This is a genomic window from Actinomadura sp. DC4 (assembly GCF_030406325.1).
Taxonomy (GTDB): domain Bacteria; phylum Actinomycetota; class Actinomycetes; order Streptosporangiales; family Streptosporangiaceae; genus Actinoallomurus.
On record NZ_JAUEQY010000015.1, the window covers coordinates 60,476 to 83,028 of the forward strand.

Annotated in this window: 18 protein-coding genes and 1 pseudogene; 6 read left to right on the top strand and 13 right to left on the bottom strand. The window is 73.0% G+C overall.

Translation table 11 applies throughout. The features are described from left to right. Positions 1-9: 9 nt before the first annotated feature. The 3 genes and pseudogenes from QWU11_RS24180 to QWU11_RS24190 form a co-directional block, all read right to left on the bottom strand. Positions 10-1,437, bottom strand: coding sequence for an FAD-dependent monooxygenase (locus tag QWU11_RS24180; protein WP_290116674.1), 1,428 nt, complete (start codon positions 1,435-1,437; stop codon positions 10-12). 123 nt (positions 1,438-1,560) lie between these two features. Continuing rightward, positions 1,561-2,139 (bottom strand): SAM-dependent methyltransferase, encoded by a 579-nt coding sequence (locus tag QWU11_RS24185; protein ID WP_290116837.1) that lies wholly within the window; start codon positions 2,137-2,139, stop codon positions 1,561-1,563. A gap of 13 nt (positions 2,140-2,152) precedes the next feature. Then, positions 2,153-2,494 (bottom strand): annotated as a pseudogene (locus QWU11_RS24190) (SAM-dependent methyltransferase); the annotation flags it as partial. A gap of 7 nt (positions 2,495-2,501) precedes the next feature. On the opposite strand from QWU11_RS24190, the gene QWU11_RS24195 reads away from it, so the two are divergent. Next, positions 2,502-2,975, top strand: a complete 474-nt coding sequence (locus QWU11_RS24195; RefSeq protein ID WP_290116675.1) for a hypothetical protein — start codon at positions 2,502-2,504, stop codon at positions 2,973-2,975. Here QWU11_RS24195 and QWU11_RS24200 read toward each other — a convergent pair. The 7 genes from QWU11_RS24200 to QWU11_RS24230 form a co-directional block, all read right to left on the bottom strand. Beyond that, the gene (locus QWU11_RS24200; RefSeq protein WP_290116676.1) at positions 2,960-3,856 is read right to left on the bottom strand and encodes a MerR family transcriptional regulator; all 897 of its coding nucleotides are present in this window, start codon (positions 3,854-3,856) and stop codon (positions 2,960-2,962) included. The genes QWU11_RS24195 and QWU11_RS24200 overlap by 16 nt on opposite strands. Before the next feature lie 90 nt (positions 3,857-3,946). Beyond that, entirely contained in the window at positions 3,947-5,500 is a 1,554-nt protein-coding gene (locus tag QWU11_RS24205; protein ID WP_290116677.1) for a D-aminoacylase, read from the bottom strand. A 25-nt stretch (positions 5,501-5,525) separates the two neighbouring features. Continuing rightward, a complete protein-coding gene (locus QWU11_RS24210; protein WP_290116678.1) occupies positions 5,526-6,401 on the bottom strand; it encodes a LysR family transcriptional regulator in 876 nt (291 codons plus the stop codon). A gap of 307 nt (positions 6,402-6,708) precedes the next feature. Next, the gene (gene pepN, locus QWU11_RS24215) at positions 6,709-9,216 is read right to left on the bottom strand and encodes an aminopeptidase N (protein WP_290116679.1); all 2,508 of its coding nucleotides are present in this window, start codon (positions 9,214-9,216) and stop codon (positions 6,709-6,711) included. Between the two features lie 50 nt (positions 9,217-9,266). After that, on the bottom strand, positions 9,267-10,700 hold the full coding sequence (locus tag QWU11_RS24220) for an aldehyde dehydrogenase family protein (protein WP_290116680.1): 1,434 nt from the start codon (positions 10,698-10,700) through the stop codon (positions 9,267-9,269). A 28-nt stretch (positions 10,701-10,728) separates the two neighbouring features. Next, on the bottom strand, positions 10,729-12,075 hold the full coding sequence (gene gabT, locus QWU11_RS24225) for a 4-aminobutyrate--2-oxoglutarate transaminase (RefSeq protein ID WP_290116681.1): 1,347 nt from the start codon (positions 12,073-12,075) through the stop codon (positions 10,729-10,731). A 113-nt stretch (positions 12,076-12,188) separates the two neighbouring features. Next, entirely contained in the window at positions 12,189-12,869 is a 681-nt protein-coding gene (locus QWU11_RS24230; protein WP_290116682.1) for a cyclase family protein, read from the bottom strand. Positions 12,870-13,412: 543 nt separating this feature from the next. Here QWU11_RS24230 and QWU11_RS24235 point away from each other — a divergent pair. Further along, on the top strand, positions 13,413-15,362 hold the full coding sequence (locus QWU11_RS24235) for a S9 family peptidase (protein WP_290116683.1): 1,950 nt from the start codon (positions 13,413-13,415) through the stop codon (positions 15,360-15,362). A 1-nt stretch (position 15,363) separates the two neighbouring features. Here the strand turns inward: QWU11_RS24235 and QWU11_RS24240 are convergent, their stop codons facing one another. Continuing rightward, on the bottom strand, positions 15,364-15,816 hold the full coding sequence (locus tag QWU11_RS24240) for a MarR family winged helix-turn-helix transcriptional regulator (protein ID WP_290116684.1): 453 nt from the start codon (positions 15,814-15,816) through the stop codon (positions 15,364-15,366). Between the two features lie 67 nt (positions 15,817-15,883). Between QWU11_RS24240 and QWU11_RS24245 the strand changes: the two genes are divergently transcribed. Both QWU11_RS24245 and QWU11_RS24250 read left to right on the top strand, forming a co-directional pair. Beyond that, positions 15,884-16,687 (top strand): nitroreductase/quinone reductase family protein, encoded by an 804-nt coding sequence (locus tag QWU11_RS24245; protein WP_290116685.1) that lies wholly within the window; start codon positions 15,884-15,886, stop codon positions 16,685-16,687. Positions 16,688-16,790: 103 nt separating this feature from the next. Then, positions 16,791-18,377, top strand: a complete 1,587-nt coding sequence (locus QWU11_RS24250; RefSeq protein WP_290116686.1) for a phosphodiester glycosidase family protein — start codon at positions 16,791-16,793, stop codon at positions 18,375-18,377. A 75-nt stretch (positions 18,378-18,452) separates the two neighbouring features. Here the strand turns inward: QWU11_RS24250 and QWU11_RS24255 are convergent, their stop codons facing one another. After that, a complete protein-coding gene (locus QWU11_RS24255; protein WP_290116687.1) occupies positions 18,453-18,812 on the bottom strand; it encodes a hypothetical protein in 360 nt (119 codons plus the stop codon). A 508-nt stretch (positions 18,813-19,320) separates the two neighbouring features. Between QWU11_RS24255 and QWU11_RS24260 the strand changes: the two genes are divergently transcribed. Together QWU11_RS24260 and QWU11_RS24265 are read left to right on the top strand one after the other, a co-directional pair. Continuing rightward, entirely contained in the window at positions 19,321-20,064 is a 744-nt protein-coding gene (locus QWU11_RS24260; RefSeq protein WP_290116688.1) for a hypothetical protein, read from the top strand. A gap of 77 nt (positions 20,065-20,141) precedes the next feature. Then, on the top strand, positions 20,142-21,299 hold the full coding sequence (locus QWU11_RS24265) for a winged helix DNA-binding domain-containing protein (RefSeq protein WP_290116689.1): 1,158 nt from the start codon (positions 20,142-20,144) through the stop codon (positions 21,297-21,299). Between the two features lie 211 nt (positions 21,300-21,510). Here the strand turns inward: QWU11_RS24265 and QWU11_RS24270 are convergent, their stop codons facing one another. Continuing rightward, positions 21,511-22,548 (bottom strand): LacI family DNA-binding transcriptional regulator, encoded by a 1,038-nt coding sequence (locus QWU11_RS24270; protein WP_290116690.1) that lies wholly within the window; start codon positions 22,546-22,548, stop codon positions 21,511-21,513. Positions 22,549-22,553: the final 5 nt, after the last annotated feature.

The following is a 22,553-nucleotide window of genomic DNA, read 5'->3' on the forward strand; positions in this document are numbered from 1 at the left end:
GTTCGGGGGTCAGCGGCCGGCGCGTACGGCCGAGCGTGGTTCAAGGTTGACGATCGCGAGCTCCTCGGGGCTCAGTGGCGGTTCGGTCAGGTCCGGAAGGCGCTCGGACCGCTGGATCAGGGACAGGAAGTGGCTGCCGCCGAGCTCGGACTGGGGAGCGCTCATGCTCACCACATCCGTGACGATGTCGGACACCGCCTGGGAGCCCATCGACCCGCGGGCGATGAGGTCGATGAACTGGTGCATCCCCGCCGAGTTCTGGTTCAGCCGCGGATCCGTGGCGTGGTTGCGGCAGTTGACGAACTCCAGGTCCTTGGACGCCGCCATGATCCACGGGTCGTCCACGGTCTCGCTGATCTGCCGCTGCACGTCGTGCGCCCGGCCGGGGGTGAGGTCGCCTTCGCCGAGGCGCTCGTCCAGCACGGACGCGGCGCGGGCGGCGGCACTCATCCCGTGGCCGTGGATCGGGTTGAAGGCGGCGAGCGAGTCGCCGAGGATGAGCAGGCCGTCCGGCCAGCGGTCGAGCCGTTCGGGGTACAACCGCCGGTTGGCCCCGATGTGGGAGACGAAGACCGAGGTGAGCGGCTCGGCCGAGCCGATGAGCTGGGCGACGAGCGGGTCGCGGAGCGATCGCGCGTACGGCAGGAAGTCCTCTTCGGTGGTCGGCAGCTCGCCGCCGCGCGTACAGGAGAGAGTGACCATCCAGCGGCCGCCCTCCTGCGGGAAGACCACCCCGAAGCGGCCGGGCTTGCGCTCCCGGTGGTCGGCGGCGACGTTGACGGCGGGAAAGCCCGCGGTCGCGCCGGGAGGCGCCACGAACTCCCGGGTGGAGTAGGCGATGCCCGCGTCGACGACGTCCACGTCGACGGGCGGGAGGCCGAGGGCCGACAGCCATCTCCGCAGGCCCGAGCCGCGCCCGGTGGCGTCGATCACCAGGTCCGCCTCGAGCACCTCCGGGGCGCCGCCGTCGAGGCTGCGCACCTGCACGCCGGAGACCCGGGTGCCGTCGCCGGTCAGGGTGACGGCCTCCGTACGCTCCCGCAGGTGGATCCGGTCGTTGGCCAGGACCTGTTCGCGGACCACCCAGTCGAGCACCGGGCGGCCGCACATCATGACGTACTGCCTCGGCGCGAAGCGCGGCTGCCACCCGTGGGACGTCAGCGTCACCACGTCCTCGTGAAAGCCGATCTTGCGCGCGCCGGCGGCCAGCATCCGGTCGATCGTGCCGGGCAGCAGGCCCTCGACGATGCGGGCGCCGCCCGACCACAGCACGTGGACGTGGCGCGCCTGCGGCAGGCCCTTGCGCTGCGCGGGACGGTCGGGGAGGACGTCGCGTTCGATCACCGTGACGGACTTCATGTGACGGGCCAGGACGTGAGCGGCCAGCATCCCCGCCCAGCTGGCGCCGAGCACGACTCCATGTTCAGACCTGGTCACGTTCTCGTCCCTTCGCCGAGGTGACATGGCGCGCCCGCGAACGAGGCGACGCGGTGCCATGGCCATGCTCGCCGGGGGCGCTTAAGCGGGGCTTGCGTGGTCGTCGGCGGTGGCCGCGTCCGCTCAGATGCGGGCGACGCCGCCGTAGACGGAGACCTCGGCGTCGCTCGCCGGGGCACCGCCGATGTCGCCGGGTCGCCGCATCTCCGGCCGCCAGCGGTGCACGACCTCCACGCCGGGATCGATCAGTTCGGTGCCGTCGAAGAAGCCGGTGATCTCGGCCTTGCCGCGCACGACGAGCGTCATGCCCCGGCGCGCGTAGCTCGCCGAGACGCCGGCCATGTGCTCGGGGAGCAGATCGCCGGTGAGATGGCTGAGCGCCAGGTGACTGCCCGGCGGCATCGCGGCCACGAACTCCGCGCAGACCTCGTACGCCTCCCGCAGGTCCTCGATGAGGTGCATGGTCGCGATGAGGTGCATGGTCGCGATGAGGTGCATGGTCGCGATGAGGAGGAGCCCGACCGGTTCGTCCAGGTCGAGGATCGCGCGCAGCTCAGGGGCGTCCAGGATGGTCTTCGGCGAGCGCATGTCGCCCTCGATGTAGGCGGTCTCGCCCTCGGGGTTGCTGTTCATCAGCGCGCGGGCGTGGGAGAGAACGACCGGGTCGTTGTCGGCGTAGACGATCCGCGCCCCGGGCGCGATGCGCTGGGGCGATCTCGTGGACGTTCGGGGAGGTGGGGATGCCGGTGCCGACGTCGAGGAACTGCCGGATGCCCGCCTCGGCCACCATGTGGCGCACCGCGCGGAGCATGAAGGCGCGGTTCTCCAGCGGGCCGGTACGCCCGGCGGGGTTGACCCGCAGGCTCTCCTCGACCGCGTGCCGGCCGGCGGCGAAGTTGGACTTGCCGCCGAGAAGGTAGTCATAGACCCGGGCCGGGTGCGGCCGATCGGTGTCCAATCCGGCCGGCGTGCGGTCGCTTGAGGCGTCGCGGCTCATCCACCCCGCACTCTCCGCCACGCCCTGCTCCCTGAATCGCCCCCGTCGCCCTGGCACCATGGTGGCCGTGAAGCGGGTCGTGATCCTGGGGCGTGGCGGGTCGGGAAAGTCGACCCTCGCGGCCCGCCTCGGCGCGATCACCGGGCTTCCCGTCGTCGAGCTGGACCGGCACTTCTGGCGGCCCGGCCTCGAGGCGACGCCGCCCGGCGAGTGGGCCGCCCTCCAAGGCGACCTCGTACGGGACGAGGCCTGGATCATGGACGGCGACCTCGGGCCCTACGACGTCCCCGAGGTCCGGCTCAGGGCGGCGGACACCGTCATCCTGCTGGACTTCTCGTTCTGGCGCTGCGCCTGGCGGGCCGTGCGGCGGTCGCGGGAGCGCGCCGACTTCTGGCTCTGGCTGTGGGCCTACCGGCGCCGCAGCCGGCCGCCGCTCCTCGCGGCGATCGCGACGCACGCCGGTGACGCGGACCTGCACGTCATCCGCGGCCCGCGCGAACTGCGGCGCCTCGTGGGCCGGGCCGCTCAGACCCGCGCGTGAGGCAGCCGGACGCGTACGGCCCGGGCGGACCAGCCGAACACCGGGGCCACGGGCTCCGGGGCGAGCCAGCCGTTGATCACGGCCAGCAGCCGGAAGTACCGGTCCCGGCGCGGGTCGCCGGCGTTCTCCAGCCGGGGCAGCAGCCGGTGGAGTCCGCCGTCGCAGGCGTCCGCGAGGGCCGCGACGACCGGGTCGGCCCCGCGTGACGCCGGGTCGACGCCCGCCGCGAGGGCCGGGCCGGCCTGGTCGCGGACGACCGCGGTGAGGTCGCGGACGACCGCGGCGCCGCGCCCCCGATCGGCCGCGTGGTCCTCGGCCATCCGCCGCACGCCGGCGCGGAAGCCCGGGTCCAGGCAGAGCTCGGCCAGCTCCACCCACGCCCGGACCTGCTCCGCCTCCGGCTCGTCGGGCAGCTCGGGGGTCATCGAGCGCCTGATCCCCGCGAACTCCGCGTCGAGGCCGCCGAAGACGGCGTCGAGGAAGTCGCCGATCAGACGTCGGCGTTCGTCCTCGGACAGCAGGGCCAGCTTGTGCATGAGATCCGTCTCCTCGTGAGTGAGCCCTCGCTCGGCCACCGACGTCAGCACCGCGCGCCGCAGGCGCAGGACGCGGATCTGCACCGCCAGCGCCTCGGCGTGCGCCGCCGCGACCTCCGCGAGCGGAAGCTCCCGCTCCACGACCTTCCGGACCGTGGCGAGGTCCAGCCCGAGGTTGCGCAGGGTGCGCACGAAGTCCAGGCGCGCGACGGCGCCGGCGCCGTAGAGGCGGTACCCGGCCGGGCTGCGGCCCACCGGCGTGACGATCCCGCGGTCGGAGTAGAACCGGATGGTCTTGACCGTGAGGCCGGTCAGCCGGGCCAGCTCGCCGATCGAGTAGTTCATGCCCCCAGCCTGCCGTCTCCCCATACAGGAGACTCAAGCCGGCGGACGCCGGATCTCCGTGATCGTCGTGGTAGTCGCCGGAGCCGAGCGTCAGTGGCGCAGCACCGTTCCCGGGCGTCGTTCCCGGTGGACGCCGTCCTCGACCACGATCTGCCCGTTGACGACGACGGCGCGGATTCCGGCCGGATACCGCTGGGGATCGGCGTACGTGGCCTGGTCGGTGATGCGGCCGGGGTCGAACAGCACGACGTCGGCGGCCTTGCCGGGGACCAGTTCGCCCCGGTCGCCGATCCCGGCGCGGGCGGCGGCCGCGCCGGTGCACTTGCGGACCGTCTCCTCCAGCGGCAGGAGCCCGGTCCGTACGAACGAGCCGAACAGCCGGGGATAGCAGCCGTACGAGCGCGGATGCGGGGTGCCGAGGCCGGTCGGCCCGTCCGGGTCGAGCGCCTGGCCGTCCGAGCCGATCACCGTCGCCGGATGCCGCAGCACCGCCAGAAGGTCCTCCTCACCCCGCCCGCCCGAGACCATCAGCACCGCGTTGCCGTACGAGGCGAGCAGGTCGAGGGCGGCGTCCGCCCCGCCGAGGTCGGCCAGCGTCCGCCCGGTCACCTCCGGGCGGTCGGCCGGAACCCGGCTCACCGTGACCTCCGACCACGACGTCGGCAGGTCCCGCCACTCCTCGCGGACCCGGTCGCGTACGGCGGAGCCGGCCAGCCGCTCCCGCATGGCGGCCTCGCCGCCCGCCTGCGCCCACGCGGGCAGCAGTTGCGACAGCGGGGCGTTGCCGGCGAGATAGGGGTACATGTCGGCCGCGACGTCGGCGCCGCGCGAGCGGGCGGCGTCGATCAGCTCCAGCGCCCGCGCTACCTTGCCCCAGTTGCGCTGCCCGACCGCCGCGAGGTGGGAGATCTGGGTCCGGCAGCCGGTGGTCTCGGCGACGCGCAGGACCTGGCGTACGGAGTCGAGCAGGTTGTCGGAGTAGTCGCGGATGTGCCAGGAGAACAGCCGGTCCCGGGAGGCGACCGTACGGCCCAGGGCGACCAGTTCCTCCTCACGGGCGTACGTCAGTGGTGCGTACATCAGGCCGGTGGAGGCCCCGGCCGCTCCGGCCTCCAGTGCGTCGTCCAGGAGTCCGCACATCCGGGATAGTTCGGCGGGTTCGGCCGCGCGGTCGGCGAAGCCGACCACGCCCGCGCGGAGTGGGATGTGCGCGGCGAGGGCCGCGACGTTGACCGACGGCCGCGCCGCCGCCAGGGCGTCCAGGTAACCGGGCAGGTCATGCCAGCCCCAGCGGATCGCCGGGTCGAGGTCGAGGTAGCCGGCCGCGCCGCGCAGTTCGGCCGGGTCGCCGGCGACCGGGGTCACGCCGAGGCCGCAGTTGCCGATGACCTCGGTGGTCACGCCCTGGCGGATCTTGCTGTGCGCCAGGGGGTTGGACAGCAGGGTCAGGTCCGAGTGCGTGTGCACGTCCACGAAACCCGGGCACACGACGTGCCCCTCGGCGGACAGCACCCGGGCGGCGGAACGGCCCGCCAGATCACCGACGGCCTCGACGAGACCGCCGGAGATCGCGACATCGGCCGTACGCGAGGGCGCACCGGTGCCGTCCACGACGGTGCCCCTGGTGATCAACAGGTCGGTCACGTGCGAGAACACCCTTCGCGAGAGATCAGAGGGCGGCGTGCTCGGCGAGGATGTCGACGAACGCCAGCGCCGGGGGAGAGACGTACGGGCGGGTGAAGGCCACCAGGTCCCGCCAGATCGGCGGGTCGGGGCGTACGGTGCAGCACTCGAAGTCCGGGCCGATGACGTTGCCGGGCACGAGCGCCGGGCCCAGCCCGGCGGCGGCGAGCTCGACCGCCGTGGCGGTGTGGTGGGTACGGACGGCGGCGCGGGGCGTGAAACCGGCACGGGCGCAGGCGGCGTTCACGACCGGAGCCAGCCCGAAGTCGGGGGAGTAGAGCACCCAGGGGCGGCCGGCGAGGCTCTTGAGCTCGATCGGCCCGCCGTCGGCGGGAAGGTCCGGGTCGTCGTACGGGAGCACGATCAAGAACGCCTCGGGCCCGAGCGGCCGGTACGGCCCGGTCCAGCCCGACGGTTTGGGGCCGATCGCGACGTCCGCGGAGCCCTGCAGCATCTCCGCCGCGAGAAGATCGATGTGGATGAACTCCTGGATCTGGACGCGGACCCGCGGATGCTCGTGCCGCCAGGCCCGGATCGCGGGCGGGATGATGCCGAGCGCGATCGACTGCAGGGTCGAGACGCGCAGCTCGCCGCCGGCGAGCCGACCGACCGCGCGTGCGGCGCGGGTCGCCTCGTCGGCGCTGCGGACCGCCGCGATCGCGTGAGGAAGGAAGTCCCGGCCGAGCGCGGTGACCTCGACCGTACGGACGAGCCGGTCCAGCAGGGGACCGCCGACGGCGGACTCGAGGACCTTGATCTGATGGGACAGCGCGGGCTGGGACACAAGGAGGCGTTCGGCCGCCTTGGTGAAGGAGTGCTCTTCGGCCACCGCGATCAGGTATTCGAACTGACGCAGCGTCATGACCAGATTATATGGGCACCAGAAGAAGCCGGTCTTTGCGCCCGTGCCTGGTCAGGGCCACTATGGAGCCATGATGAACGTGGATGCCGGGGGGTTCGGCACCACGGATCGGCCAGACCACTGAGGGTGGCCCGCGCGTCCCGATGAAAACAGGGGAATTCATCCGGGCATGACGCGCAGGTCCAGATCCCGCGACCGGATCGTACCGACCGGCGCGCGCGGGAAGGCGGGCGCTCGCGGGCGTGGACTTCCAAGGGGAGGGGGTCCGGGCCCGCGAGCACCGCCCTACTCGCGCGTAAGGGGCCGCTCACCTGCCACGGACGCGGACCGCGCGGCGCAGGTCGTCGAGCTGGTCCATGAGGGCCCGGTGCAGCGCGGGGGTCAGCTCGCCCTCGTCCAGGCAGCGCTCCGCCGCCCGTACGGTCTCCGGGGTCGCGGCGTGTGACGGGAAGAGCGCCCGGCCGAGGGCCGTCGCCACCGTCGGGCCGCGTTGGCCGGCCGCCGGGATCTCGGCGAAGTAGCGCTCCACATAACCATCCGTCACGTCGGGGTCCGCCTGCTGCCAGAAGCCGTCGGCGGTCGCGATGAGCAGGTGGTTCGACAGTGCGCCGTCGGTGAACAGCTGCTGCCACGCGCGTTCCTTGGCGGCCGGGTCCGGCAGGGCGGCGCCGCATCGCGCGGCGGCCTGGCAGCCGGTCGCGCTCGGGTCGCGGGCCAGCTCCTCGGCGATCTCCGCCTCGCCCACCGCGCCCTGCGCGGAGAGCTGGAGCAGGGCCTTCCAGCGCAGCTCCTCATCCAGGTCCGGCCCGTCGGGCAGCACCCGCTCCGCCTCCAGCCAGGCCCGCAGGTCCGCCAGCTCCTCCGGGGCCGCCGAGCACTCGATCAGCCCCCGCAGCGCGGCCAGGCGTACCCCCGCGTCCTCGGCCCGGCGCAGGATCCGGCGGCAGACCTCGCCGAGCGCCGCCACGGCCGCGGGGCGCCGGGCCGGCGGCAGATAGCGGTCGGCGACCTCCCGCCGGGCGAAGCCGAGCACCGCCTCCACCACCGCCACCACGGGTTCGGCGGGCAGGTGGGTCTCGACGAGGGCGAGGAAGTCCGCGGCGGGCAGGTCGCCGTCGCGGACCATGTCACGCGCGGTGTTCCACAGCAGGGCGCGCGTCAGCTGGTCCTCGACGGTCGACAGGCCCGCGGTCACCGCCTCCCAGGAGCGCTCGTCCAGCCGGACCTTGGCATAGCTCAGGTCCCCGTCGTTGAGCACGACCAGGTCGGGGCGGGGGAGGCCGGCGAGGCCGGCGGTGCCGTTCCCCTCGGCCGGCAGGTCGAGGTCCAGCCGCGTACGCCGCGTCAGCCGGCGCCCGCCGTCGCCGGACTCGGTCAGGTCGTACAGACCGAGGAGTATCCGGTGCGGGCGCCGCCCGGGGGTGCCGCTGTGCGCGACCTCGGCCGAGACGAGCGATCCGTCCTCGTCGGCGAGCTCGGCGCGGAGGGTGTCCACGCCGCTGGTCCGCAGCCAGCGCTCGGCCCAGCCGTGCACGTCGCGGCCCTCCGCGGCACCGCCGAGGGCCCCCAGAAGGTCGGCCAGGTCGGCGCTGCCGAACCGGTGGCGGGCGAAGTACGCGTTGACGCCGGCCAGGAAGGCCTCCTCGCCCATCCAGGCCACGAGCTGGCGGAGCACCGAGGCGCCCTTGGCATAGGAGATCCCGTCGAAGCTCACCCGCGCCGTCGCGGTGTCGTCGATGCCGCGCGCCGCGACCGGGTGCGTGGAGGGCCGCTGGTCGGCGTCGTACCCCCATGCCTTCCGCTTGACCGCGAAGCCGGTCCAGGCGGTGGTGAACCGGCTGACCTCGGCGATCACCTGATGGCCCATGTACTCGGCGAAGGACTCGTTGAGCCACAGGTCGTCCCACCACCGCATGGTGACCAGGTCGCCGAACCACATATGCGCCATCTCGTGCGCGATGACGATCGCGCGGACCTCCCGCTCGGACTCGGTGACGGCCGAGCGGAACAGGAACTCGTCCCGGAAGGTCACACAACCTGGGTTCTCCATCGCGCCGAAGTTCAGCTCGGGTACGAACGCCTGGTCGTACTTGCCGAACGGGTACCGCTCCTCGAACAGCTCGTGGTATCGGTCGAAGCTGCGCCGGGTGAGGTCGAAGATCTCCTCGGCGTCCAGGTGGGCGGCGAGCGAGCGCCGGCAGTGGACGCCGAGAGGGATGCCGTCGTGCTCGGTCCGTACGGAGTGCAGCCGGCCGCCGACGACCACGGCGAGGTACGTGCTGATCGGCGGCGTCGGGGCGAACTCCCAGCGCCCGTCCTCGCCACGCGAGCCGGCGCCGTTGCTCAGCACCGTCCAGTCCGGGGGAGCGGTCACGGTGATCGAGAAGACCGCCTTGAGGTCCGGCTGGTCGAAGCACGCGAAGACCCGGCTCGCCTCGTCCGGCGCGCACTGGGTGCTGACGTAGACCTCACCGTCGGCCGGGTCGGTGAAGCGGTGCATGCCCTCGCCGGTACGGGAGTAGGCCATGTCGGCCTCGACACGCAGCTCGTTCTCGGCGGCGAGCCCGGTCAGGTCCAGCCGCCCGTCCCGCAGCGCCGCCGGGTCCAGTTCCGCGCCGTTCAGCACGGCGCGGAGCAGGGTGGCGGGCCGCAGCTCGACGAAGGTCGCCACTCCGGGCTCGGCGCAGCCGAAGCGGATCACCGTGGTCGAGCCGAACACCTCCTCGCCGCGCGTGAGGTCGAGATGCACGGCGTAGGAGCGGACGTCCAGCCGGTGAGCGCGGGTCTGCGCCTCCGTACGGGTAAGTGCGGGCATGTCGGCTATGTTGCCCTATCGCCCACGCCAGGGCGGGATCATCCCGGCCGTCACAGGTCCAGCCCTGTCAGCACCATCACGCGTTCCTCGGTGAGGTCGTTGATCGCCGACCGGACGCCCTCGCGGCCGACGCCGGACTGCTTCCACCCGCCGTACGGCATCTGGTCCGCGCGGAAGCTCGGGACGTCCCCGACGATCACGCCGCCGACCTCCAGGTCGCGGTGGGCGCGGAACGCGGCGCGTACGTCGGTGGTGAAGATGCCCGCCTGCAGGCCGTACTTGGAGGCGTTGACCAGCGCGAACGCCTCGTCCAGGTCGGAGAATCGCCTCACGGACACGACCGGCCCGAACACCTCCTCCTCGGCGAGCGTGGTGCCGGCCGGAACGTCCGCCAGGACGGTCGGGGCGACGTTGCGCCCCTCACGGGTGCCGCCGGTGAGCACGGTCGCGCCCGCCTCGGCGGCCTCCTGGACCCAGGCGGTGATCCGCTCGGCCGCCGCGTCGTTGATCACCGGGCCGACCTGCACGCCGTCGGCCGTCGGGTCGCCGGTCGGCAGCGCCTCGGCCGCCGCGACGAGCTCGGCGACGAAGCGGTCGTAGACGTCGGTGTGGATGAGCACCCGCTGCACGGAGATGCAGGACTGGCCCGCCTGGTAGTTGGCGAACAGCGCGACGCGTGAGGCGGCGGCGGACAGGTCGGGCCAGTCGTGGTTGACGATGACCGCGGCGTCGCCGCCGAGCTCGAGCGTGACGTGCTTGCCGTGGGCGTCGCGCTGGATCGACCAGCCGACCGGGCCGGAGCCGGTGAAGGAGATGACCGGTAGCCGCGGGTCGGTGACCAGCGCGGACATCTTGTCGTTAGGCACCGGCAGCACCGAGACCATCCGCGCCGGCAGGTCGGTCTCGGCGATGATCTCACCGAGCAGCAGCGCGGTCAGCGGCGTGGCCGGCGCCGGCTTGACGAGGATCGGCGCGCCCGCCGCGATCGCCGGCGCCACCTTGTGCGCGACGAGGTTGAGCGGGAAGTTGAACGGCGCGATGCCCAGCACCGGCCCGCGCGGGAACCTCCGTACGACGGCGAGCCGCCCGGTCGCGTTCGCGTCGGTGTCGAGACGCTGCAGGTCACCGGCGAAGCGCCGGGCCTCCTCCGCGGCCCACCGGAAGGTGGAGACGGCGCGGGAGACCTCACCGCGCGACCACACCAGCGGCTTGCCGTTCTCCGCGGTGATCAGGGCGGCGATCTCCTCGGCCCGCTCGGACAGCCGGGCCGAGATGTGGTCCAGCGCCCCGGCCCGTACGTGGGCGGGGGTGGCCTGCGCCTCGTACCGGCCCGCGTACAGGTCGGCGACGGCCTGCTCGACCTGCTCGTCGGTGGGTACCGCGACCTCGCCGACGACCGACCCGTCCCAGGGAGAGGTCACCTGGAGGGTGTCGGTGCCGGTGAGGGGCTCGCCGGAGAGATGGAAGGGCGTGACGTCGGACATGACGGTGCGCTCCGTTCGGTCGTGTGGGTCAGATGGCCGTGGCGAAGGCGTTCTCGAGGATGTCCAGGCCCTCGGCGAGCAGGTCGTCGGGGCAGGACAGCGGCGGCAGGAACCGCAGGACGTTGCCGTACGTGCCGGCGGTCAGCGTGACCAGGCCCTCGGTGTGGCACGCCTTGTTCACGGCCGCGGTGAGTGCGGCGTCGGGCGTCTTGGCCGCGGGGTCGGAGACGATCTCGACCGCGAGCATCGCGCCCCGGCCGCGCACGTCGCCGATCTGGGGGTACTTGGCGGCCAGCGCGCGCAGCCGGGGCACGAACAGCGCCTCGATCGCGCGGGCACGGGCCGGCAGGTCCTCGGCCTTCATGGTCTCGATCGCGCCCAGGGCCGCGGCGCAGGCGACGGGGTTGCCGCCGTACGTGCCGCCGAGGCCGCCGGCGTGCACGGCGTCCATGATCTCGGCCCGCCCGGTGACCGCGGCCAGCGGCAGGCCGCCGGCGATGCCCTTGGCGGTGGTGATCAGGTCGGGTACGACGCCCTCGTGGTCGCAGGCGAACCAGTCGCCCGTACGGCAGAAGCCGGTCTGGATCTCATCGGCGATCAGCAGCACCTCGTGCTCGCGGCACCAGTCCGCCACGCGCGTGAGGTAGCCGTCCGGCGGCACGACGAACCCGCCCTCGCCCTGGATCGGCTCGATGATCACCGCCGCGGTGTTCTCCTCGCCGACCTGCGTGTGCACCTGCGAGGCGAACAGCTCGAACGCCTCCTCCGCGCAGCGCTCCGGCCCGGTCGGCCAGCGGTACGGGTAGGCCATCGGCACGCGGTAGACCTCGCCCGCGAACGGCCCGAAGCGGTGCTTGTAGGGCATGTTCTTCGCGGTCAGGCTCATGGTCAGGTTCGTACGGCCGTGGTAGGCGTGGTCGAACGCCACGACGCCCTGCCGCCCGGTCGCCGAACGCGCGATCTTGACGGCGTTCTCCACCGCCTCCGCGCCGGAGTTGAACAGCGCCGAGCGCTTGTCGTGGTCGCCGGGCGTCAGCTCGGCCAGCGCCTCGGCGACCTCGACGTACTCCTCGTACGGCGTGATCATGAAACACGTGTGGGTGAAGTCCTCGGCCTGCGCCCGTACCCGCTCCACGACGCGGGGCGCGGCGTTGCCGACCGTCGTCACGGCGATGCCGGAGCCGAAGTCGATCAGCTGGTTGCCGTCGACGTCGACCAGGATGCCGCCGCCGGCGCGTTCGACGTAGACCGGCAGGCCGGTCGAGACACCGGCGGAGACGGCGGCGTTCTTGCGCGCCTGCAGCGCTGCCGAGCGCGGACCGGGGATGGGGGTGGTGAGGACGCGTCGCTGTTCGATGCCGGGGGTCGCTGTCATGGCAGGTGCTCCGTTGCCCAGAGGTCGGATGTTGCCGAGGTTACGCCGACGCGCCGCAGGTCCGGTCGCCGGGAGGGGGGACTCTGTGCTCCTCGTCCGCGGGGGCGAGCCGGTCAGGCACGGGGTTCCTCCGGGGTCAGGTCCATCGCCACCGCGCGTACGGGGGCGCCGTCGGCACCGGCCAGGCGCAGGGGCAGGCAGGAGACGAACGGCGTGAAGTCGATCAGCTCGAAGCCGCGGAGGTTCTCGCCGATCACCCCGCCCGCCTCGGCGATCAGGCGGTGCGCGGGGAAGCCCTCGCCGGCGTGCTCCGCGTCGGGCGTCTCGTCGATGCTGGGGAAGTCGAGGAGGAAGGTCCGCACGCCGAGGCCGAGCATGCGGCGGCAGGCGTCCGCGTCGAGGAAGGGATGGTCGAAGTAGGCGGCGGTCCCGTACGTTCTCGGCCATCCGGTGTGCAGGAGCGCGATGCGGCCGGGCCGCAGGAGCTCCGCCGCGGGCGCGACCTTCTCCCAGCTGATGCGGGCGCGGGGCGCGAGGCCGGTGAGGTCGACGACGACGCCCTCACCGGCGAACAGGGTGAGGTCCAGCTCGTCGACGCGGGGCCCGTCGGGGCGGAAGTGGTACGGGGCGTCGACATGCGTGCCGGTCTGCGAACCGAGACGCAGGCTGAGCAGGTTGAACCCGTCCGCCTCGATCGTGGCGGCGGGCTCGATCCGGGGTACCGGGTCGCCGGGGTAGACCTGAGTCGACTCCGAAAGCGGCACGGACAGATCGACGATCCGGCGAACACGCACGCCTGCTCCCTTCCCGCCACCCGGCCGTCCTCACCGATGTGATCGGACCACGTCCATTCTGTCGCCGCGCGTGAGTGGCGGTGGTCGCGAGCGTCATCGTGGCCGTGACGAAGGATCCGGGCAAGGTACGTGCCGAGGTGGTGAGCACTCTCGGCCCGGCCGGCACCCTCCCTGTCCACTGCGCGATGCCGGACCGCCAGGGGTTCGGGGGCGTACACGAACCGGTCGTCGCGGTCTCCGGCGTCGGATCGAAGACGGCGAGTCCCGTGCCGACCTGCGCCGGCGGGTGTAGGGAGGGCAGAGCCGGCCGCGAGCCCGATACCTTGGCGCCCCGGTTCGGCCGGGGCAGGCCCTGGCCGCACTGGAAAGGTGCGGCCGGAGTCGGCCGGGCGTCCGGCGGGACCCGCGCTCGTGCCCGTGGCGTTCCTGCTCCGATCCGCGTGGCCGGCCCCCGGCCGGGGTGCGAGGCCGGAATCGGCCCCGGGCGCGGGCCGGGCCGGCGGGTAGTGTCGGCCGCGCAGATGGCCGACGTGGGGAGACGATGTGACGCCGTTCCATGACCTCGGAGAGTTCCTCGCCCTCCCGCGCGTGCAGGGGCTGTGTCTCTCACCGGACGGGGAACGGCTCGTCGCGGTCGTGCAGGCGCTCGCGGCCGATCGTAAGAGCCACCGGACCTCCCTCTGGCGGGTCGACCCGCACGGGCGGGACGAGCCCCGCCGGCTGACGCGGTCCGCCGAAGGCGAGGGGAATCCCGCCTTCCGGCCCGACGGGACGCTGCTCTTCACCTCCGCCCGCCCGGACCCCGATTCGGAGAAGAACGAGCACGACACCCGCCTCTGGGCGCTCCCGGCCGACGGCGGTGAGCCCGGCCTCGTCCTCGACCGGCCCGGCGGCATCGAGGACTTCGCCGTCGCCGAAGACACCGGGACCCTGGTCTTCGCCGCCTCCGAACTCCCCGGCGCCGACCGCGAACGCGCCGGGCGGCGCAAGGAGGCGGGCGTCACGGCCACCCTCTACGAAGGCCTCCCGGTCCGCGACTGGGACCATCACGTGGGCCCGGCCGAGCGGCGCCTCTTCGTCGTCACAGGAACAGAAGAACCACGCGACCTCACCCCGGAGCCCGGCCAGGGACTGATGGGCCAGGCGTTCGCGATCTCCCCGGACGGCGCCACGGTCGTCACCGGCCGGTGGCTGCCGCAGCCGCGCGGCGAGCGCCGCTCCGAGCTCGTCGCGATCGACACCGCCACGGGCGAGCAGACCGTGCTCGCCACCGAGGACGGCGTCGACCTCCACACCCCCGCCATCTCACCGGACGGCCGCAGCGTCGTCTGCGTACGGGACCGGCACGCGACGTACGACGAGGCGCGCCAGGAGACACTCTGGCTCGTCCCCCTGGACGGCGGGGAGGGCCGCGACCTGACCGCCGCCCTCGACCGGTGGCCCTCCGACCAGGTCTGGTCGCCGGACTCGCGCACCGTCTACTTCGGCGCCTACGACGCCGGCCGGTACCCGATCTTCCGCGTCGACGCCGGCTCCGGCGAGATCGAGCGGCTGACCGGCGACGACGCCGCGTACGACGCCGTGGTGCCGGCCCCGGACGGACGGCGGGTGTACGCCCTGCGGTCCGCCATCGACGCCCCGCCGGCGCCCGTACGGCTCGACGTGACGCGACCGGAGCCACAGCCGCTGCGGCTCTTCGACGCCCCGGAAACGCCCGGCCGGGTCACCGAGGTCGAGACGGCCGAGGGGATCAGGGCCTGGCTCGTCCTCCCCGACGGGGCGGAAGAACCCGCGCCGCTGCTCCTGTGGGTGCACGGCGGCCCGCACTCCAGCTGGGCCGGCTGGCACTGGCGCTGGAACCCCTGGCTGATGGCGGCCCGCGGCTACGCCGTCCTGCTCCCGGACCCGGCGCTGTCCCTCGGGTACGGGCAGGACTTCGTGCGCCGGGGGCACGGGACGTGGGCGACCCCGGCGTACGAGGACCTCATGGCGATCACCGACGCCGTCGTCGCGCGCGACGACATCGACGGGGCGCGGACCGCCGCCATGGGCGGCTCCTACGGCGGCTACATGGCCAACTGGATCGCCGGCCACACCGACCGGTTCCAGGCGATCGTCACGCACGCGAGCCGCTGGCCGCTCGGCGCGATGGTCACCGCGGACATGGGGCACGGCCTCACCCGGGAGTTCGGCGACCCGGCCGAACGGCCCGAGCGCTGGACGGCCGGCGACCCGTCCGCGTACGCCGGCCGCATCCGTACCCCGATGCTCGTGATCCACGGCGACCGCGACTACCGCGTCCCGATCGGCCACGGTCTGTGGCTGTGGTCCGACCTCATGCGCCACGAGGTGGAGGCGAAGTTCCTCTACTTCCCGGACGAGAACCACTGGGTCCTCTCGCCCGGGAACGCGGCGGTCTGGTACGAGACCGTGTTCGCCTTCCTCGGCCGTCACCTGCTCGGCGAGAAGTGGGAGCGGCCGGACCTGCTGTAGGTCAGCCCGAGACCTCGCGCTCGTACGCGCGGAGCGTCTCGATGAACATCGCGCGCTGCTCGCCGGTCAGCGGTGCGAGGGCCGTGCGCCACGCCCGCGCGCCGGCGGCCAGCCACGCGTCGACCGAGGCCCGGCTGTCCTCGGCGATGCTCACGATCGTACGGCGGCGGTCGGCCTCGTCCTCGCGCCGCTCGACGACGCCCTTGCGGCTCAGCTCGCCGACCATGAGGCTCACCGTCGTCGGCGCCACCTCGAGCCGGGCGGCGAGCTCGTTCACGCTCTGCGGGCCGTCGAAGACCAGGTAGGACAGCAGCGACAGGTGCCGCGGCGCGAGGTCGAGGGACCGGAGCCGCTCGGGGACCGGGATGCGCTTGGCCCGGCCGACCAGGCGGGGCATCAGCAGGAGCAGCGTGCGGACCCCTTCGTCGACGCTCGGCCCACGGTCGGTTGACATACCTTGATCTCCAAAATAGCTTTGCTTTGAAAGCAAAATGTCCTTCTCGTCAGAAGGGTACCGACCCATGTCGGAGTGGAACGAGAAGATCATCGCGGAGTTCCGCGCCAATGAGGGCAGGGTCGGCGGCCCCTTCGAGGGCGCGCCGCTCCTCCTGCTGACCACCGTCGGCGCGCGTACCGGGGCACTGCGGATCAACCCCCTTGTCTATCTGCGCGACGGCGGGCGCGTCCTGGTCTTCGCCTCCAACGGGGGCGCGCCGGCGCATCCGGCGTGGTACCACAATTTGCTCGCGCGGCCGCAGGTCACGGTCGAGATCGGCACCGAGACGTACGCCGGGTTCGCCCATCCGCTGGAGGGCGAGGAGCGCGACACGCTGTACGCCCGGCAGGCCGGGATCAACCCGGGCTTCGCCGGCTACCAGGCGGGTACGGCCCGCGTGATCCCCGTCGTGGCCGTCTACCGCGACGACCCCGAGCGCACCCGTGCGCTGGGCGACGAACTGGTGCGGATCCACGCCGGCCTCCGCGCGGAGCTGGCCGCGGTCCTGGCGGGCGTCGACGGGCCGGCGCGCGGCCTGGACATCCAGCTGCGCGAACGCTGCGTGGCCTTCTGCGACGCGGTCCACGAGCACCACGAGAAGGAGGCCGGCGGTGGCTTCCGGCTCCTGGAACAGCGCTATCCCGGCCTCGCACCGGTGCTCGCCGTGCTGCGCCGCGAACACGAGGAGCTGGCCGTTCTCCGTACGCGGTTCCGCGCGACCCTGACCGAAGGCGGCGATCCGGCCGGGCTGCACCACCTGGCGAAGGAGATCGAGGCCCACTTCGACCGCGAGGAACGCCGGCTCGTACCGGCGCTGAACGCGCTCTGACGCCTTGCCGAACGCCCTTTCGCGATGATCCGGGCGAATCCTAGGATTCCGTCTGGTCCGTGCGGGTGATCACTCGCGCCGGGCCGCGATCCGGGAGGTGCGCATGATCGGTGGACGGTGGGTCAGGGGAGCGGCCGCGGCGGCGATGCTGTCAGGAGGGCTTCAGGCCCTGCCGGCCCAGGCGGAGACACCCGCCGAGACCCGTACGGTCCGCACCGTCGCCCCCGGCGTCACGCTCACGACGATCGACCGCGGCGCGCTCTCGCCGGGTGACTTCTCCACGGTCAACGTCGGCATCCCGACCTCCGAGGACGTCCCGCCCGACCCGGACCCGGACGCCGTCACCGCCGTGCTCGGCACCAAGGAGACCGCCGACCGCGTCGCCGCGCAGCTGAGCGCCGCGGGCTGGACCGGGCGGGTGGAGGCCGTACGGATGCCGAGGTTCGCCGACGCCGGGCCGGGGCTGCTCGGGTACCGCGTCCGCGTCGGTCACTACGCCACCGAGGCCGAGGCGACCGCGGAGGCGGCGCGGCTGACGGCGGCGGGGTTCAGACCGTCGGTGAGCTTCACCGGCCAGGACGGCGAGGCGACGACCGGCCCCTGGGCGATCCATGCGCTGACCGTCGACTTCCGCGCCTTCCACGGGACAGTGGCGGAGACGCACGACGCGACGCTGGCCGGACGGCGTACGACCAGCGCGATCGCCAGGGACACCGGCGCCCTCGCCGCGGTGAACGGCGGGTTCTTCGTCATCTCCGGCACGGACGGCGTGGTCGGCGACTCGGCCGGCGTCATCGTGGAGCACGGCCGCCTGCTGCACGACGCGACGAACGGCCGGGTGGCGGCGATCCTGCGCGACGGCGGGCGACGGTTGCAGCTCACGAAGCTCTGGACACGGATCGGCCTGGCCGCCTCGCGCGGGCCGGTGCACCAGGTGGCCGGGCTCAACCGCGCGCCGGGCCTGATCCGCGACTGCGGCGGCCGTACGGGCGACGTCCCGACGTCTACGCCGCTGATGGACGTCACGTGCACGAACCCGAACGAGATGGTCGCGTTCACCCCGGAGTTCGGCTCACCGCTGCCGACCGGCGCCGGCTCCGCGGCGGTGCTCGACGCGCGCGGCAGGGTGGTCTCCGAGGGACCGCGTACGGTGCTCACGGTGCCCGCGGGAGGCGAGGTCGTCGAGGCGATCGGCACTGAGGCGGCCTGGCTCGACGCGCACGCCACCGTGGGGACGCGCCTGCGGACGACCACCCGGATCACCGGGCCGGACGGCCGCCCGCTGGGGTTCGGCCCGCGTGACTCGGCGGTCAACGGCGGCCCCCGGCTCGTCACCGGCGGACGCGTCACGATCGAGCCGCGCGCCGACGGCCTCCTCCACCCCGGCGACCCGTCCTACTTCTACGGCTGGGGCATCCGGCGCAACCCGCGCACGATGATCGGCGTCGACCGGCGCGGACGGCTGCTGCTGGTGGAGGCCGACGGCCGGTACGCCGCGCACAGCCAGGGGCTGAGCATCCCGGAGGCCGGAGAGCTGATGCGCTCGCTCGGCGCCGTACAGGCGATGAACCTCGACGGCGGCGGCTCGTCGACGATGGTCGTCGGCGGGGCGGTGGTCAACACGCCGTCCGACGCGACGGGCGAGCGGCCGGTCGGCGACGCGGTGGTGGTCCTTCCCGCCGGTCACTGAGGCCCCGTTGCCCGGGGATCGGGAAAGGCCGCCTGGCACGGCACCGGTCTCTCGGTACGGCGGCCTCCCGGCTGTTCAGAACCTCGGAGGGCTCACGCGGTCGTAGGACTGCCGCTGGGCCGTACGGCCGGATCCGGCGGCGCGCGTCGCGACGGCGTCTTCGGCCGCGGGTGGTGAGAGCACACGGGAGATGACCCGTACGGCGTCCGGGATGTGGGCGGCCGGGCTGATCGGCTCACCCCAGGACCACCACCACATCAGGCTTTCGTCGCCGTGGGGCAGCGGCATGCAGCACACCGTCTCGGTCAGCCGCGCGTGCCGGCCGGGCGCGCCGACCCGTACGCGCGTGGGCGCGAGAACCTCGGCTACGAGCCCCGCTTTGGTGCAGTCGTCGGCGAGTTTCTCGGCGAGCAGATGAACGTCATCATTTGTCATTTAGGCATAACTCCATCTCCCGGCGACGTTTAGCGACCGGGATGGCGATGTCATGTAATAAGAAAGCATGCACTAGAGGATGCGATATCGGTAGCGCGCCAGTTCTTAGGGTCATACGGTTACCCGCATGGACGCGGACGTTCTCCCCAAAGCACTAAAAGCGATCATGACTAGACAGGGTTGGTCACAAACGGATCTCGCGGCTGAGTTGGGAGTATCGCAGTCATGGGTCTCGCAGACCTCACGCGGTGTAAAAGACAGCGGTATCGCCAAGGTGCAGCGTCTTCTCGACCGCATTGGCTGGGAAGTTCGCATAACCCCCAAAACGGAAGAAGACCCCGTGAAGCGAAGAGATTTCGTCACGGCGGTGGGGTCTATCGCCTTCGTGCCCTCCCCGAAAGTCGGCCCGTACCAAGATCCAGAATATGTACGGGCGCTGGCGGATCGGCTCGCCCGCGACAGATATGAACAAGGCGGCATTCCGGTCGCCTCCACCGCAATACGACACATGAAAAAAGTCGAGTTCGCCATATCCGGTAATGATCGACAACTGCAGGCGGCGGCCTCCGGCCTCGCCTGTGAGACGGCGCGGATCTTCTACGACGCGCGCCGCTACGACGCGGCCCAGCGCGCCGGCTCGTTCGCCCTGCAGCTCGCACGCCGCTCCGACGACGTCGACGGCCAGGCCAGCGCGTGCAGCGTGCTGAGCCGGATCTGCATCGACCGGCGCCACGGCGACCGCGGGATCATGTACGCCCGGCGCGGCCTGGCCCTCCCCGAGCTGGCCCCGGTACAACGGGCCTGGCTGAAGCTCCGCCTGGCCCGCTCGCTGGCCCTGGTCTCCGGCCAGGAGCGCACCGCACGCGACCGCCTGGCCGAACTCGGCGACACCGAGGGCTTCTCCCCGTACGAGAAGGCCGACATGACCGGCAACGTCGGCGTCGCGCTGGCCGGCATGCGCGCCTATCCGCACGCCCACGAGGCGATCACCGAGGCGGTGCGTCTCAGCGAACGCTGCTCCCCGCTGCTGCTCGTGGCGTACCAGGCGTGGCAGGTCGAGGTGGCGATGACGGCGGGCGAGCCCTTAGCGGCCGCCGACCATATGACCAGACTCGCCCGCATCGCCCCGATGGTCTCCTCGGCTCGGGTGAACTCCCACGTGGCCGGCCTGCTCACGCAGTCGGCCCGCTGGAAGGACGTCCCGGAGATGCGCGAGGCGCGCGAGCACCTGACGTCGGTCCAGCCGGACTGATCGGCGGCGCTCATTGTCGGAGGGTGCGGGTAGCGTGCGGGTTCATGGTGGCCGGGGGAGAGTTGCGGGCGGCGAGGATGCGATCCCAGCTGCTCGCGGGCCCTCCCGCGAGTGACGCCGTGGCGGCGGTCACCCGCGTGGTCGGGGTCCAGGCCCAGTCACCGGGCCCACCACGGCTGGCCGTCCGCGCGCGTACGTCGAGCGTCGTCGCGGGAGACGTCGACCGTTTGTGCGCCGACCGTACCCTGGTGTGCACCTGGGCGATGCGCGGCACGCTCCACCTGGTCCCGGCCGCGGACGTCCGGTGGCTGGTGGGCCTGCTCGGCCCGGTCTTCACGCGGAAGGACCGGCGCCGCCGGGAGACGCTGGGCCTGGACGAGCGCACGTGCGAACGGGGCCTCGAGGCGATCGTGACCGTCCTGAGGCCGTCGGGGCCGCTCACCCGGGCCGAGCTGATCACGTCCATCGCGAACGAGGGCGTGCACGTCGACGCCACGACGCAGGCCCCGGCGCACCTGCTGATGTACGCCGCCACGACGGGCCTCCTCTGCCGCGGCCCGGACACGGGACCGGGCCGGTCGCGCGGCGGAGGAGGAGCGCGGGCGCACGAGCCGACCTACGTGCTGCTGGACGAATGGGTACCCGGTGGGCGCCGGCTGGAACGCGACGAGGCGCTCGCCGAGCTGGCCCGGCGCTACCTCGCCGGTCACGGCCCGGCCCGCGTCGCGGACCTGCTCGCCTGGTCCGGCCTGCCGGCGGCGGACGGCCGGAGGGCCTTCGAGCTCATCGCCGACGAGACCGAGCACACCGGGCCCGGGCATGCCGGCTCCGAGTTGGTGGCGCTCCCCGCTACCGGATCTGAGCGTGCAGGTCCCGGGCGCGTGGGCCCCGAGCGTGCCGGCTCTGAGCCGGCGCCGCTCCCCGGCATGGGCTACGAAGAGGGCCGACCTCGCCTGCTCGGCCACTTCGACCCGCTCCTGCTCGGCTACCGGGGGCGCGACCTCGTCCTCGACCCCGCGTACGGGAAACGCATCCAGGCCGGCGGCGGTTTCGTCCAGCCCGCGATCGTCGTGGACGGCCGCGTGGCCGGCACCTGGCGCCTCAACCGGTCCACGCGCACCGCCGAGATCGCCCTGGAACCCTTCACCGGCCTGCCACCGGCCGTCCGCGAGGCCCTGCACGCCGAGGCCGAGGACATCGGCCGCTTCCTCGGCCACCCGGTGACCCTCGCCTGAGCCCCCGACCCGGCCGCCACCCGCCTCAGAGGCGGCACGCGTCAGATGGCGGCGGGCCGTAGACGGTGGCGGGGGTCAAACGGTGGCGGGGCTCAGAGGGTGGCGGGCCGTAGACGGCGGCGCGTCCTCAGACGGTGGTGGGGTTCGGTCGGCGGCACGCCTCAGACGATGGCACGCCTCAGACGGTGGCGGGCGTAGACGGCGGCGGGGCTCAGGGGAGGCGGCGGGTGCTTTCGCGGAGGATGACCTTGGCCGGGGCGCTCAGCGGGGCGCTGTCCGGCTCGGGGTTCGGCACGAGCGTCAGGCGGGCCGCCTCCTCGCCCATCTCCTCCAGCGGCAGCCGCACCGTCGTCAGCGCCGGTGTCGTGTCCCGCAGCGTGGCGATGTCGTCGAAGCCCGCCACCGACATGTCCTCCGGCACGTCCACGCCCTGTTCGCGTAGCGCGGCCATCGCGCCCACCGCCATCACGTCGTTCACCGCGAACACGCACGTCGCCGTGCTGCCCCGGCCGAGCAGTTCCAGGGCGGCCGAATGGCCGCCGTCGCGGGTGAAGGCGCCCTCCAGCACCACCCCGGCCGTACCTCCGGACTCTTCCAGCCCCTGGAGGAAACCCTCCAGCCGGTCGCGGGCGGTCAGCAGGAAGGACGGCCCGCCCAGCACGGCGAAGTTCCGGTGCCCCAGCTCCACCAGCGCGCACGCCAGCTTTCGCGCGCCCTCGAAGTTGTCCGGCCGGACCGTCGGCACGCCCAGCCGGGGCTGGCTGACACATGCCGCCCGGCCGCCCGTGGCGCGGAACGCCGTCAGCTCCGACGCCAGCCGCTCCGTCATCTCGTCGTCGGTGGTGCGGCTGCCGACGAGGATGACGGCGCGGGCCCGCTGCGCCCGCAGCATCGCGACGTACTCGATCTCCCGCTCGGCGTCGCGCAGCGTCGTGCCGAGCAGCACCATCGCCCCCTGCTTCTCGGCGACGCGCGTGACGCCCGCGGCGATCGAGGAGAAGTACGGGTCGGCGATGTCGTGGACGACCAGCCCGACGAGGTCGGAGCTGCTGCGCGCCAGCGCCCGCGCGTGCGGGTTCGGCGTGTAGGAGAGGCGTTCGGCCGCCGCGAGCACCCTGTCCCGGAGCTCGGGGCGGACCACACGCGGGCTCTTGCTCAGCACCCGCGAGGCCGTGGCCATCGACACGCCGGCGAGCCGCGCGACGTCGTCCAGCGTCACGTGGTCGGTCCGCGCCGTTTCCTCTGTCATCGCCG